The 12436-nt window shown below is 55.1% G+C and carries 14 protein-coding genes and 3 pseudogenes; 9 read left to right on the forward strand and 8 right to left on the reverse strand.

Annotated elements, in window-relative coordinates; translation table 11 throughout:
* Positions 1-264: 264 nt before the first annotated feature.
* On the forward strand, positions 265-513 hold the full coding sequence (locus WOA58_RS18175) for a hypothetical protein (protein ID WP_340605711.1): 249 nt from the start codon (positions 265-267) through the stop codon (positions 511-513).
* Between the two features lie 465 nt (positions 514-978).
* Here the strand turns inward: WOA58_RS18175 and WOA58_RS18180 are convergent, their stop codons facing one another.
* Positions 979-1983: a hypothetical protein gene (locus WOA58_RS18180; protein ID WP_340605712.1), complete on the reverse strand. Its 1005-nt coding sequence runs from the start codon at positions 1981-1983 to the stop codon at positions 979-981.
* A gap of 273 nt (positions 1984-2256) precedes the next feature.
* Positions 2257-2766: a universal stress protein gene (locus WOA58_RS18185; protein ID WP_340605713.1), complete on the reverse strand. Its 510-nt coding sequence runs from the start codon at positions 2764-2766 to the stop codon at positions 2257-2259.
* A gap of 965 nt (positions 2767-3731) precedes the next feature.
* Between WOA58_RS18185 and WOA58_RS18190 the strand changes: the two genes are divergently transcribed.
* Positions 3732-4064 carry a DUF5789 family protein gene (locus tag WOA58_RS18190; RefSeq protein WP_390220988.1) on the forward strand — a complete coding sequence of 111 codons (333 nt, stop codon included), beginning with the start codon at positions 3732-3734 and terminating at the stop codon, positions 4062-4064.
* Positions 4065-4182: 118 nt separating this feature from the next.
* On the opposite strand, the pseudogene WOA58_RS18195 reads toward WOA58_RS18190, so the two are convergent.
* Positions 4183-4310 (reverse strand): annotated as a pseudogene (locus WOA58_RS18195) (cold-shock protein); the annotation flags it as partial.
* 383 nt (positions 4311-4693) lie between these two features.
* On the opposite strand from WOA58_RS18195, the gene WOA58_RS18200 reads away from it, so the two are divergent.
* Entirely contained in the window at positions 4694-5812 is a 1119-nt protein-coding gene (locus tag WOA58_RS18200) for an SPFH domain-containing protein (RefSeq protein ID WP_340605716.1), read from the forward strand.
* Positions 5813-6007: 195 nt separating this feature from the next.
* Here the strand turns inward: WOA58_RS18200 and WOA58_RS18205 are convergent, their stop codons facing one another.
* Both WOA58_RS18205 and WOA58_RS18210 read right to left on the reverse strand, forming a co-directional pair.
* A complete protein-coding gene (locus WOA58_RS18205; protein WP_340605717.1) occupies positions 6008-6403 on the reverse strand; it encodes a PIN domain-containing protein in 396 nt (131 codons plus the stop codon).
* Positions 6390-6740 (reverse strand): helix-turn-helix domain-containing protein, encoded by a 351-nt coding sequence (locus WOA58_RS18210; protein ID WP_340605718.1) that lies wholly within the window; start codon positions 6738-6740, stop codon positions 6390-6392. Before WOA58_RS18210 ends, WOA58_RS18205 begins: the two co-directional genes overlap by 14 nt.
* A 446-nt stretch (positions 6741-7186) precedes the next feature.
* Here WOA58_RS18210 and WOA58_RS18215 point away from each other — a divergent pair.
* The 4 genes and pseudogenes from WOA58_RS18215 (at position 7187) to WOA58_RS18230 (ending at position 8436) form a co-directional block, all read left to right on the forward strand.
* A pseudogene (locus tag WOA58_RS18215) lies at positions 7187-7485 on the forward strand (AbrB/MazE/SpoVT family DNA-binding domain-containing protein).
* Positions 7486-7623 (forward strand): annotated as a pseudogene (locus WOA58_RS18220) (VapC toxin family PIN domain ribonuclease); the annotation flags it as partial.
* A 172-nt stretch (positions 7624-7795) separates the two neighbouring features.
* Positions 7796-8044: an antitoxin VapB family protein gene (locus WOA58_RS18225; RefSeq protein ID WP_340605719.1), complete on the forward strand. Its 249-nt coding sequence runs from the start codon at positions 7796-7798 to the stop codon at positions 8042-8044.
* On the forward strand, positions 8041-8436 hold the full coding sequence (locus tag WOA58_RS18230) for a PIN domain-containing protein (RefSeq protein WP_340605720.1): 396 nt from the start codon (positions 8041-8043) through the stop codon (positions 8434-8436). Before WOA58_RS18225 ends, WOA58_RS18230 begins: the two co-directional genes overlap by 4 nt.
* A gap of 194 nt (positions 8437-8630) precedes the next feature.
* On the opposite strand, the gene WOA58_RS18235 is transcribed toward WOA58_RS18230, so the two are convergent.
* Both WOA58_RS18235 and WOA58_RS18240 read right to left on the reverse strand, forming a co-directional pair.
* Complete coding sequence (locus WOA58_RS18235) at positions 8631-9119, reverse strand: hypothetical protein (protein WP_340605721.1); 489 nt, start codon at positions 9117-9119, stop codon at positions 8631-8633.
* Positions 9120-9377: 258 nt separating this feature from the next.
* A complete protein-coding gene (locus tag WOA58_RS18240; protein WP_340605722.1) occupies positions 9378-10187 on the reverse strand; it encodes a hypothetical protein in 810 nt (269 codons plus the stop codon).
* 123 nt (positions 10188-10310) lie between these two features.
* Here WOA58_RS18240 and WOA58_RS18245 point away from each other — a divergent pair, with 123 nt between their 5' ends.
* Positions 10311-10493: a hypothetical protein gene (locus WOA58_RS18245; RefSeq protein WP_340605723.1), complete on the forward strand. Its 183-nt coding sequence runs from the start codon at positions 10311-10313 to the stop codon at positions 10491-10493.
* A gap of 48 nt (positions 10494-10541) precedes the next feature.
* On the forward strand, positions 10542-10880 hold the full coding sequence (locus WOA58_RS18250) for an HhH-GDP family DNA glycosylase (protein ID WP_340605724.1): 339 nt from the start codon (positions 10542-10544) through the stop codon (positions 10878-10880).
* A gap of 587 nt (positions 10881-11467) precedes the next feature.
* On the opposite strand, the gene WOA58_RS18255 is transcribed toward WOA58_RS18250, so the two are convergent.
* A complete protein-coding gene (locus WOA58_RS18255; RefSeq protein ID WP_340605725.1) occupies positions 11468-12079 on the reverse strand; it encodes a DUF5828 family protein in 612 nt (203 codons plus the stop codon).
* Positions 12080-12436: the final 357 nt, after the last annotated feature.

Below are 12436 nucleotides of genomic sequence, written 5' to 3' on the forward strand. Positions count from 1 at the left end.
GTGTCTCGGCCGTCGTTGGGACCGGTGCGTCATGAGCCTTTTTACCGTGTTAACTACACCCATGTCTGAGAGTAGATTCCGAGGACTGATAAGCACTCTGTGCGCCCGTCAGAATGGGGAAAGCCGCTTCTTTCCCTGCGAAAGACGTCTACTTAGACAAAAATAGCTGGAGAAGAGCCGGGAAGTTGCTGATCGTCTGACCCTCTCGATCGGAGGAATGCTCACAAAGAACGAAGTTACGGTCAGGCTGGCGTGAAGGGGATAATGCTTGAGTCTCTTTCCAGACGCGGTTCCAATACCGGCGAAGCTGTCGGCGGGTTTCATCAACGAGGCGAGATAGGAGGCCCCCGGATTGGCTTTCTGGATCTCACTCGGCAAGTAGAGCTCGCCGAGGTCGGCATCCAAGTTGAGATATTCCCAGTTGAGCGCGACGAGTTCACTAACGTGGAGCCCAATGTCTGCGAGGAGAACGATGAGTGTCTCATTCCGATCTTGGAGGTAGGTTGCGAATGATTCAGAGGAGCAGGCATCGCGGATGTGTTCGATCTGTTTTGGAGGAAGCCAGGTTTTGGCTTGTTTCTGAGTTGCCGAATTTTGCGAGCCGATTTCGATGATAGCGATGGTATATAAGCACGACCTTGGAGGAATGTGATATAGCATGTTGAGTTTCCGAGTTTCCGCCAAAGCCGGAAGCTCGGTTGAATGGAACGTACACTCGGTACACAAAATGGAGTTCGATTACGCCAGGCTATATTCTTATTCACTACACCTGTCGCCAACTGGTCATCTGGGGGCCATAAGCCCCTCATGATTCTGCTTCAGAACAGCTGCGCACAGGTGTCGACTTCGCTTCATCGAGATCAAGAGTACTGCCCGTCTCGATCTTGATCATAAGTACAAGTAGACCGAAACGGGCACAGGCAGGTACGCTGGGGTGAGTCGGGCAGAAGCCATGAGAGTCGCCGTTCCAGCGGGAGTTCACTCCTCCCAGTGAATGTCCTCCGACCCACCCGTTTTCCGAAGGGTGAACGGTCCCACCGCAAGCGTCCGCTTCGCCACAGTCGCGATGCGAAGGATATACGCTAACAGCACGATGAACGGGACGGTCCCAATCGTCACCGAAACACACACTACCAGCACGGCGGTGTTCATGCCGAATATCATCCCAGGAATGAATCCCGGATCGAAGAACAGAATCATCGTGAAGGAAGCGATGAGCGCTGGGACCGCTGTATAGAGGATCGCATGCGAGAGATTGATCAACTCCCACTGGAAGTAGAACGTCTTGAAGTGTTCCCGAGCCGGGCCCAGAAACTTCAGGATCTCCAGGAGATCGCCGAACTCGTTCAGAACCTCCTCAGAAAGGACGGATCGGTATTCGTTCTGGATGCGGCGACCGGTGTGTATCTTCCGCGAATAGTCATAGTCCAACGCCGCATTGAGCACCTGAAACGTCCCGAATTCCGTCCCCTTCAGTTGATTGCTGACCTCAGATGCGTTGTCGGTGATATCATCGAGATACTTCTCAATCTCTTCACAGGCGTCCCCAGCGGTATCGTCGTCTAGCGTGCTCCGAACCGTCTCCGCCTGCTTCTGGCTCGCTTCGACGAGCGCCCGGAAGAACGTGGCTGGTTCGGTGGGGCTCACGGTCAGTCCCGCGGCATCTTCGACGTCCTGGCGAAAGTCCATCGCGCCTTTCATCCGATTGCGTTGTTTCCCAAGCGGACCAAGTTCCTGGGCAATCACGAGCTGATTGATCCCCAGAATCAGCGTGACGGCGGTGATAACACCGGTGACGAGCGACGAGAACACGAAGTTCACCGACGACTCGGTTTGAAGGATGGTGACCGGAGCCGGACTGGCGGCGGTGAGCGCGAGGAGCATGGCAAAGAGACCGATCGTCAGGAGTCCAACGATGCTCCAGCGGTTCGCATCGAGGAGGATCCATCTCTTGAAACGAGTATCGCTTGCTCGCTCCTGCATCGTATCACCTGGGCCCGGATCATCGTCGGACTGGTCCAGAACAGACACTCTCTCCCGGTCCGGTGGCAGGATGCATAGGAGATTCGATTCGCCAAGTGAGAAGCGTTTCGTCGGTTGAGAGTCGAGATTTGGTATCCGACGTACTGGAACCTGTATCACGATATGAGTCTGGCTCTTGAAGGCTCGGTCGCTGTGAGCAGCAAGGAAGACAAGAACCTGGTCCGGGATTAAGACTTCTCGCAGTTCGTCCCCAGTCGTGCATTCGAACGTCTCTTAATTTATCCCACGTGAGAGTGTGAGCGGTCGATCCTGATCAGTGTCATTAGGTTTTCGAGAGGATTCATCCGTCGGGGTCTGAATCGTTGTTACTGGAACCGATGACCGCTTCATGATCCCGTCCGGGAGGCTCCCGCGCAAAATGCGTGAGAGAAGCGACTGTTCTTGCGTTCCGATGACGATGCGAGTGATATCGTTGGCATCGGCATATGCGCTGATTCGTTCAGCAGGGTGGCCTGAATCGATCGCTGTCTTGAGTATCACGTCGTGGTCAGCGGCATAGTCCGTGGCTTTTGAGAAGACTCGTTCTGCGGTCTGTCTGCTGGCCTCTCGTTGCTCCTCGATTGCGTCCGGAATGACTGTCTGGCGAATGCTATCGTCTCGTTCAACGATCGGGCAGACCTGGAGGACCGTGATTTCATGCGAGCCTTCAAGCGTGAGTACGTGATTGAGAGCTGCAATCGTGGGTGGGATACCGTTGATCGGAACGAGAATAGAGTTGGCCATGGTTTGTTATCGGTATCTACTCCAATAATAAGAGGGGGTTGCGATGGCATGGCATGCATACCGGCGAAGACTCAACAGATGAACTGGGAAAGATCTACGAGGGGCGTCAAGGATCATCCGCAACAACCCGCTCGATCCCGATGACCGTCTCCGAACAGTCTGGTAGCGTGTACTGTGAGCCGAAAAGAGATGCCCGAAATATCCATCTCACGACTCTCTGTTCTGGTCTCGGGACGTTGCAAGCTCGATCGCCATTACTTCTAGATCTGGCCGGTCGGTGTACCCACAGACTCACGTGGGCCCGATTGATACGTCATTTCTGTAGGCTGATTGAAAAAGGTTCGATAGCTCCCGTTGCAGTTCCCGCCCACTCCGAATCTCATATGATTGGGTCAAATGAGATGATTCAGTCACATGCGGTATAGCGTCTACAGTTGGCCTACAACCCCCGATACCGAACGAATTCGCCGAGATGCCGCCCTTGTGCAACATCTCCGTCTAATAATGGCGATCGTTGCACAAGGCAACTGCCAGCGACGAGGAGACGTTCATCATCGGCTCGCGCCTCGAGCTGTCGAGCAGGATGGCGTGACATACTACAGGTGCGAGAACACCCGTCTGAGCAAGGACCTCGGCTGTTCTTTGAGAATGCTATGCTCCGTGCCAGAACGCATCCCGATCCACCTCGATCTTACCAGTAGGGATCGTAAGCTGAAGGTGAGCGTTTGACCGAGTTCGGAGCAACTGTCGTCGAGACGAAGACAGAGATCACTTCTCTATACCGAAACATGGACCCTCATGTACGATCCCGCAGGAAACGACTTCTGTGCGCAGCCCCCACATCGAGAGGTAGTTTTCACCGAGTAGAGACCATGTTCCGTCTGATCTGGCTGATCGATGGATCTACGAGGAACGGACCGATGAACGGCCACAGGGTTATCCCGCTCGCGCATCTAAATCAGAAGATGGCAGACAATAAAAACTCGAGAGACAAGCAAGCGGATGACGAAGAACGACGCCAGCGAGAGCAGGAACTGCAGGAGGCACGTGACCGCGGCGATGAACCCGAACCGATAAACGACGAGTCCACCGAACAGCTCGGCGACCTCGATGAAGCGCTCGAAACCCACACCTATCCGATGACCACCGACGAGCTCATCAGCGCCCACGGCGACCGTGAGGTCGAAACACAGGAGGGGTCGAAATCCGTTGAAGAAGTCCTTGCTCCGGTCAGTAACGAATCGTACGAATCCGCTGACGATGTTCGCAATCGAATACAGGGACTACTACATCGCTAATTGGGTTGCCTTCTCATGCTCTGAGAGACTCCACAGAGAGTACTAGCCACGGTCTGTGATATCGATACAGTATACTGGGTATTAGTGCCGCCAATCGATGGCGGGCTGAATCGCCGTATTAGGCACGAACGACGTTGGTCGCTCGGGGGCCCTGGAGGCCTGTTCGATGTCTGCACCTTCTTCGAGACCCGGGCCGCCAACGCCCTCCATGTGGAAGAAAACGTCATCGTCCGCATCCTCAGTGGTGCGCCTTCGTATTGGTCTGTTTGTAGGACTTCACGCTTTCAGCACGGCTGGACCACCGAGCGAGTCACCTCAACGGCAGGGCAGAGGAAGCTCGAACGGAACGGCTTCAACCGTACTCCACCGCGCGGTCGATGGAAGGGGAAATCGAGGAGAGCGAGAAAGGGATGGTGATCAATCCTGACGACGTTGCCGCCGCCAGGATTGAGTCACGTGGCGCGAGCGAGGACGAAATCAACTGTGCGCTCCGATAGAACGAATTGAGACCGGGACTGGGATCGACGGCACGGCGAACACGAACATGACCGTCAATCTGAGCACGAGCGAGAATGCCCGATCTGGCGACCGTGCGAACCCTTTTCGCAGTGCCTCCCTAAATGTAGGATATGATTCCCCTCGTCCCGCTGCAGGCGACACTCACGCTGACGTTCGTCGCGTTGTTACTCCTGTTTCTCGCCATCGTCACCGTCTGGCAGATGGTCGAGATCGTCGACGCGACCGAGAAACGTGCCCTGACCGTCTTCGGCGAGTACCGCAAACTCCTCGAACCGGGCATCCACTTCATCCCGCCGTTCGTTTCGGCGACCCACCGCTTCGACATGCGGACCCAGACCCTCGACGTGCCGAGCCAGGAGGCGATCACGATCGACAACTCGCCGGTGACCGCGGACGCCGTCGTCTACATCCGCGTGATGGACGCCAAACGCGCGTTCCTCGAGGTAGACGACTACAAGAAAGCCGTCTCGAACCTCGCTCAGACGACGCTACGGGCCGTCATTGGGGGTATGGAACTCGATGACACGCTCAGTCGACGCGAACAGATCAACGCACGGATCCGCGAGGAACTCGACGAGCCGACCGACGAGTGGGGGATCCGCGTCGAGTCCGTCGAAGTCCGCGAGGTCACGCCGTCCCAGGGTGTGAAGGGTGCCATGGAGCAGCAGACCTCCGCGGAGCGCAAGCGACGGGCGATGATCCTCGAGGCACAGGGCGAACGCCGTTCGGCCGTCGAGAAGGCGGAGGGTGATAAGCAGTCGAACATCATCCGCGCGCAGGGTGAAAAACAGAGCCAGATCCTCGAGGCTCAGGGTGATGCGGTCTCGACCGTTCTGAGAGCGAGATCCGCCGAATCGATGGGCGAGCGCGCCATCATCGAGAAGGGGATGGAGACCCTCGAATCGATCGGCCAGGGTGAGTCGAGCACGTTCATCATGCCCCAGGAGCTGACCTCGCTGGTCGGGCGCTACGGCAAACACCTCACCGGCAGCGACACCAAACTCGACGAGGGCCAGCTCGATAGCCGTGACTTCGATGAGGAAACCCGTAAACTGCTTGGACTCGACGACATCGCCGACATGATCGCTGGGATCGAGGAGGAAGCACAACCGGACCTCGAGGCAATGGAACGGGAGGCAGACGCGATCAAGCAGGGCGAGGATGTCGACCCCGGATCCAATGCCGACGTCGAGGTGTCGGAAACCGAAGCCGAATACGAGATGGAGTAGTGAGCGAGCGCCAGCGAGTGAGTATGCAAAGTCTTTGACTCTATGAATAGCTTTTTCGCATCTGCATTCGATCCTGAAGACGTCGAGTAGCCGGATTGCAGGATGCTCTTTTCACCGTTGAATATGAAGTTAGCAAAGATCCAGAAATACCCCGATTATTCGGTCGTGCCTGTGAGTAACGCACCCTACCCCTCCTCAGTATCGTTTAACGTCGAGACCGTCGACGTTCTGAAAGTGGCTATCTCGAGTAACGAGCATCCCGCTTGCCTCGCGAACGGTCCCCGCGATTAAGACGTCCCCGAGGTTGATCTTCTGGCCGGACTGTTCGAGCTCGCCGTCGATAAGTGCGGCTTCGCGAGCGGCGGACGGGGTGAGTGGAAGGTGATCAGCCCAATTTAGTTGCTCGATTAGATCGGCGACACCAGCCGCGCCGCGAAGACGAGCGCCAGCGCGGAGGACCTCAAAAAAGGCGACCGAGGGGATTCGATACTCTCGATCTGTATTCGCTTCGAGGAGCGCTTTCGCGTCCTCAGACGCCTCGTGCTCTTTGTCGAGATAATCGATCAGAAAGTTCGTGTCAGGACAGTACACGTTCGTCCTCTCGCAGGTTCTCGTCTAGCTGCTCGCGCGTTTCGTCAACAGCTTCGCCAAGGCTGGTTCCCGTCCATGATCCATAGCCTTTCAGCAAGTCGCGGTCGGACTCGGTCGATGGGAGCCACCAAACCCGCGAGCGGCCACCGACTTTCTTCGAGGCGACGTCGCCTCTCTCGGCGAGCTCGCGAAGTCTCTTGAGTGCGGTCGTTCGCGAACAGCCGAGCCGGTCGGCGATCTCGGGAGCGGTGAGCGGTTCGTTAGGATCGTTTCGCGAACGGAACTCCTCGAGAACGTCCTCGGGCGTTACCGTCGGTGATGGACCCGGCTTTGCCATACGTATCTATACTACCGAGAACACTATAACCCTTTGTACGTACGTCGGGATATGGTACCTACCGACCTGTTATGGCAGTAGACGTCGTTATTATCGTTTCTACGTAGATGTAGATAGGAGTTAGGCCGTTTTTTGGGTGTATCGGAAACGGCGGGTGGGCTAAGGACACGTGAGACGATCTGTCTTGTCTAAGAGACCATTCCGGCGAACCTACCAAAGTGGATAACAAAGCCGTCGTAACACTCACCGACCCCCTCAAAGCCAATTCTGATCGTGCTCCCTTCGAGGGGGTACCCAAGTGCGACAGCCGCTATGAGGAGGCTATGCACTCCCCGCTCGAAACCGATCGGCAGCGACGTCAACTGAGAGCTCGTTAACGCGATCGGTGGTCGCGTGGTCGCCGTCACGATCGGTCTGCTCGGCGGCATCGGTCGGATTACGGAGTAGTGTGCTGGCACACTAGACCTTTTAAGCACTGTTTCGTATCGACCGAGACGAGTAGTGACCGAATCGACGCCGAAAGTAAGGTATCGGGGAATCAGGCGAACATCCCCGCCCACATTCGATGCAAGCTTGGGATTGACGATGGTGACCAGCTTCGCTGGCGCCTTGGGATGACGGAAGTATCCGCGTTGAGGTTATCCAACAATAGACGGGTACGTTCGTCGAGTTCGAAGGTTACGACGGGACGAAGACGACCGATGTGAGCGCCGATCACGATATCTGGGGTGTCGACCCCGAGTAAATGCCCCGCGCACTCGTCGATACGACGGTTCTCTTTGCGGCAGCATACCGGCGAGATAGTTTGCAGGATAATGCACTCCCAATCCTGCAGGGCATTGACGATGGAGCCCTTCCGGAGGCGGTCATCCTCGATTACATATATTTGCAATAGAGTGACTGTTCTCTGTGTTGGGATCTCGCCGATCACTTGTAGCCAACTAGAGCAAGAATCCCAGGTTTTGTGTAACAAGTACCGCTGTGAATGATACGAGATCAGTCTTGACGTTCTGAGCCAAAAAGCGAAGTAGCGTCAACGCTAACGTCAACGCAATATGGGTATTGCGGACAAGCAGATTCGAGTGAGTGAGACAGTGAAGCGAAAGATCGAACGCCGACGACAGGAAGGTGAAAGTTACAACGACGTTCTTGAACGCATTCTCACCGAGGAGAACACTGGTGACTTCGAGGATGGATTCGGGCGGTGGTCCGATGAGGAAGCTAAGAAGGTACGTGAACGACGTCAGAAAGCAAAGGAACGACGAAAGAGTCGAATGCGCGAACGGACTGGAGACACCGTATGAAGGTTCTCGATGCGACCTTTCTGATCGATTATCTCGACGGCTTTGAGGCGACTCGCCGCTTCTACGAGGAACACGGTGGTAATCAGACCCGCTGGATCGTCCCGGTCCCTGCGCTTGCAGAGGTCCTCGTCGGTGAGGGAAATCTTCTGAACGGAGATGTCAATGGTGCCCGTATGGATCTCGCCTGGGCCGACGTTCAGTCCATCGATGAACAGACAGCCGTTACAGCAGGGCAGATCGCTGACGAGATCGCACCGGGCGGTCCATACTTAGACGGTCCCGACGCACTGATCACTGCGGTGGGACGCGAGCTCGATGCACCGGTGGTCTCCGGAGACGGCGATCTCACACACGCAGCGACGAAGCAAGTCATCGCGGTCGAAGAGTACTGACCATACACACTGCTATCCGGTATCTGCCTCCGAACACTGATCATACCGTGGTGTGATATGGTTCCGAAGGCAGAACCGACGAACCCGTTCCACTACTACTAAATCAGGAAGAAGCTGCTCGGAGTTGTAACTAGGACGGGACGGCTTACCCGGGGTGATTCTTGTGAGCTATGCGCCTTCCTGTTGTTCCGTTGTTAGGACATCACGCTCTCTGTAGGGGCCTGATCGTTTGCCCGATCACAACGATCGTGATACCGGTCGGGTGCCTCCTCGTCGACGACTACGAGCTTCTTGCCCCGACGTTTCGTCTGTTCGACGTCGTCTTTCCCCAGCTTCTCGAGGAAATCCATGACACGGGCCACAGTTTGGGTGTGAGGCTTCGTTCCCTCGGCAGCAGTGATGACCTTCGCGATCGTCTGGCTATCGAGCACGAGCCCAGCAGGTGCCTTCTCGGCGTGGTCCTGCACGTCCCGAGCAATGAAGCGCGCTCGTTTCTGGTTGGTCGTGAGCTCGCGATCGGCGACGTGCTCGGGGAGCGTACAGATCCGCTCAAGCGGAGTTGTGACGTCGTGTGACTCTGTCTTGTCCGTCTCCACTCCTGAAGCGCCGTTCTTGGACGCGAGGTTCTCCACTTCGTCGAGTTGATTGTGGTTGGACGGTGTATTCTCTGTGCAAAGCATCATCTACCCGATGCCGATGGTCCACCGATTGATCCCTACTGACGGCAAGCTCGCCGATGAGGATCTCGCAGATTTTGTCTTCAACCAGATTTATCTCTCTCCAGTAACGGACTGCTAACTCTTCTCAGACTCCGCCCGCAGTAAACCGCCTACAAATTGCGTCTACCTTGTTCAACAATCCCTGCCGATTAGCCGTCTCGTTGCACAAGGCGTAGTTCGATTAATAGATGCTGGCCGATACACCGTCACCTTCAGGTCGACTTACAGCGTACGACCACGATCCGGAGGTACCCCCTTTGGCGACTGGTGGCCCAAGAACATCTGAATCAGGTCCCGGATAGAATCCCCATGCCCGAGCTCAGAGAACAGTGACCGATTCGAATCATAGCGAAGAAGCTCAGTCCTGATCCCCTCCTGCTCCGGTGGGTCCCACGGATGCGGTCGATCAGCCGGGAGCTTCTCTCGGTAGTCCTCTTCCAAAAACGTCGTGACTGTTCGGGTTGCTATCTGACGAAGGTAGCTGAAATCAGTGTAGCGGGCACTATCTGCCTTCATCGTAGCGAGAACCAGGTCCTTTGTATCGAACCGTGTTGCGTCGAGTATCTGTGCGATTACCCATGGCCGGGCCCACTCATTCCCGTAGACGAGAGACAGGTTCGAAGGGTCCGACACAGGGATCTTGTTGAGAATGATACGTGGCGTTCCGTTCTGAAAGCCGATGATGAATGGATAACCACGTAGATAGACGTCCTCGCGTTCTCGGTACATCTGGATCGGAGGAGCGCCGATCCACTGCTCATCAGTTGCAATGCCGCTCCATGCGTCTTGTGTGGTCAGAGAAGTTGAGACCTCCCCTCGAGCTTCAGTGAGTCGTCGCGAGGACTGTACTACCGCCTGGGGAAGAGTCTCGGGGATGGACTGATCGCTGGTGTACTCATCAAACGCCTTTCGTTGGTGAAACTTTGCTTTGTGTAGCTGCACGGCCAGAATCGTTTGCACGTCATGGCTATCGATCTCATCAGCAGTCTTGATTTGGTTCCGGTACTGTTCTCGGAGTGGTTTATCTCCCATAGTCCACACTTCTATTTGGAGTGGAATCAGATAGCGATTGCCGGAATCAACAACTCGATGCCGTCTGTTGAATTCGTTTTCTCATTTAAGTCCTGTTTATATAGTCGTGAACCGAGAATATCTATGCCCGTGGTACACGATTCTGTTTCTCTGGCGATTATGATGAGAAATGACGAAATCAAACAATGGAGTGAGCAGTACGACGCAAACTACGACCCGGCCCTCAAAGAGATTGAGGAGACACTTACTACGACCCTCGGAGAACAGCACTACATAACACAGGAACAGCTCGAGAAGGTAATATAGTGGAAGCTAAATGCCCAACGCGGACGGCGAGATCGATACATCGAGGGGATGTACGAGGTTCCTGCAGAGTTCGTCCAGCGAATAAGCGAAGCAGCCTTTTTAGTCGACGACCCGAAGCTCCAGCTGAACACCCTCACATCGATCCCCGGTATCGGACCTGCGACCGCAACAGTCGTTCTCGCATTTCACGATCCGATGAACTACGCAGTCGGTGATCGATACATGATTGCAGCTCTCTTTGATGACGACCGAGCACTGCGGCTCTCTGACTACCCGCAACTCCTCACTGAGCTCCGTAAACGGAATCCAGGAGGGTTAGATCTTCGGACTGTCGAGAAGGCCTACTACCAGCAGTATCGAGAGAGACACGATATCGGCCGCTGGTGAGGAGCGTATCCATTGACTAGAACCAATAGAGGGTAGTCACTCCTCAAAGAGAGTCTACCTTGTGCAACACCTCGCATTCAAGGACGTGTTGTTGCACAAGGCCGACCAAGCCAAGAGATAGGAGTCCGTGCGCACAGCCATAGATGAAACAATCAGTAGCTCTGCTGAATTTTCAGAATGTGATATAAACGAGGTGCTGAATACAAGGATCCATTCATCGCAGAAGAGGTTCTTTCATCCCTGTCCGATAAAATACACATCAGAGAAACCACAGGCAAACAGCTATAATTGGTGTTTCCGTAGGACCAGTTCTAACGGGACATGACCAAAACGTGCGCGAACTGTGGAGACGATCTCCCGACCCATACCATATTCATCTCTCAACAGAGGAGGTCGTGGAGATCGTGCTCTGTGAAGGATGTCGCCACAGATTCGACACCGCGAACTGGGTCGATACACTGATTTAATCCCGGTTGACTGATCACGATAGCGTTCGTCGCTCAGAGTCGGAAGAGACGATTCGAAATACTACGTGGACGGCACTCCTGTTGCAACCCAGTCTGGTGACTTCCAGTAGCAACATGCTATTAGTCGATCGCGTCCTCGTCGGTGAGGCGCTCAGAGATCACGCTTTTCAGATCGTCATCATTCACATTGATCTCAAAGATGAACTCCTCCTCATCACCGGTCGTGACTTGTTCGAGGTTGGCACTCACCAATTCATTGTCGAAATAATACGGTGAGATTTGGGTCATCACTTGGTCATAGACGGTCTCTTCGACTTTCCGGAGGGCTTTTCGTCCTGCCGTGTCGGCTGCCCGGGCGGCGTGTTCCATGGATTCGCCTGCTTTATCGGCTGGACTCTCGTCATCGTCTTCTTCCAATTCTTCCGAGGACTCGGTAAGCTTCTCCCCGGCAGTCTGAATGTCTTCGGTAGGTGATTCGTCGGCCTTCTCGCCTGTTCCCTCATCGACGCTGGCCTGCTCAGCGGTTTTCTCGCTGATGGCGTCTTCAAGTTGATCGTGGGGCTTGGGACGCCACTCGTCCCACTCCGCAAACGCGTCGGGGTAGCTTGAATTCGGTTTGCCCGATGCCGTATGAGTCCCTGCATCCCGGAGCAAGCGCGTGATACACTCGCCGTGTTCGATGATGTCGGCCCATGTGCCGCGGACCTTGAATCCTGAGATACTCTCTTCCATCTCTCCGTCTGCGTATGTCTCCCAGAGGTTAATTTGTTACCACTTATCACACTGGTGTTCTATATTCTGAGAGGATGTGAGTAGGGAGCGACCACACCATTATAAGCCTGCGAGCTGGAGTGAAAGGCTACGTTTTAGCCAATCCCATTGTCTGCATCGTAAGCATCCTGTTGTGTGCCATGAAGGCCAACTCGGCACCGCGTTGTTACTTGCACACCCTCTCGCTCGCCAGTACGATCTCTGTTCTGCGTGCAACATACATAACGGCCCCAACAGGACCGGTAATATCCATCCCAGCATACTCCGGATTTTGCCCACAGGAACGAACCCCCAGTCAGTGTTTGCCTTGAGAAATGG

Origin of the sequence: Halalkalicoccus tibetensis, from assembly GCF_037996645.1 — an archaeon.
GTDB lineage: Archaea > Halobacteriota > Halobacteria > Halobacteriales > Halalkalicoccaceae > Halalkalicoccus > Halalkalicoccus tibetensis.

What these genes read in the sequence shown, in the direction of transcription:
- WOA58_RS18245 (WP_340605723.1), top strand. Translation starts at nt 10,311, where the DNA reads ATGCCCGTGGTACACGATTCTGTTTCTCTGGCGATTATGATGAGAAAT.
- WOA58_RS18200 (WP_340605716.1), top strand. Translation starts at nt 4,694, where the DNA reads ATGATTCCCCTCGTCCCGCTGCAGGCGACACTCACGCTGACGTTCGTC.
- WOA58_RS18235 (WP_340605721.1), bottom strand. Translation starts at nt 9,119, where the DNA reads ATGATGCTTTGCACAGAGAATACACCGTCCAACCACAATCAACTCGAC.
- WOA58_RS18240 (WP_340605722.1), bottom strand. Translation starts at nt 10,187, where the DNA reads ATGGGAGATAAACCACTCCGAGAACAGTACCGGAACCAAATCAAGACT.
- WOA58_RS18175 (WP_340605711.1), top strand. Translation starts at nt 265, where the DNA reads ATGCTTGAGTCTCTTTCCAGACGCGGTTCCAATACCGGCGAAGCTGTC.
- WOA58_RS18210 (WP_340605718.1), bottom strand. Translation starts at nt 6,740, where the DNA reads ATGGCAAAGCCGGGTCCATCACCGACGGTAACGCCCGAGGACGTTCTC.
- WOA58_RS18190 (WP_390220988.1), top strand. Translation starts at nt 3,732, where the DNA reads ATGGCAGACAATAAAAACTCGAGAGACAAGCAAGCGGATGACGAAGAA.
- WOA58_RS18180 (WP_340605712.1), bottom strand. Translation starts at nt 1,983, where the DNA reads ATGCAGGAGCGAGCAAGCGATACTCGTTTCAAGAGATGGATCCTCCTC.
- WOA58_RS18230 (WP_340605720.1), top strand. Translation starts at nt 8,041, where the DNA reads ATGAAGGTTCTCGATGCGACCTTTCTGATCGATTATCTCGACGGCTTT.
- WOA58_RS18250 (WP_340605724.1), top strand. Translation starts at nt 10,542, where the DNA reads ATGTACGAGGTTCCTGCAGAGTTCGTCCAGCGAATAAGCGAAGCAGCC.
- WOA58_RS18255 (WP_340605725.1), bottom strand. Translation starts at nt 12,079, where the DNA reads ATGGAAGAGAGTATCTCAGGATTCAAGGTCCGCGGCACATGGGCCGAC.
- WOA58_RS18185 (WP_340605713.1), bottom strand. Translation starts at nt 2,766, where the DNA reads ATGGCCAACTCTATTCTCGTTCCGATCAACGGTATCCCACCCACGATT.
- WOA58_RS18225 (WP_340605719.1), top strand. Translation starts at nt 7,796, where the DNA reads ATGGGTATTGCGGACAAGCAGATTCGAGTGAGTGAGACAGTGAAGCGA.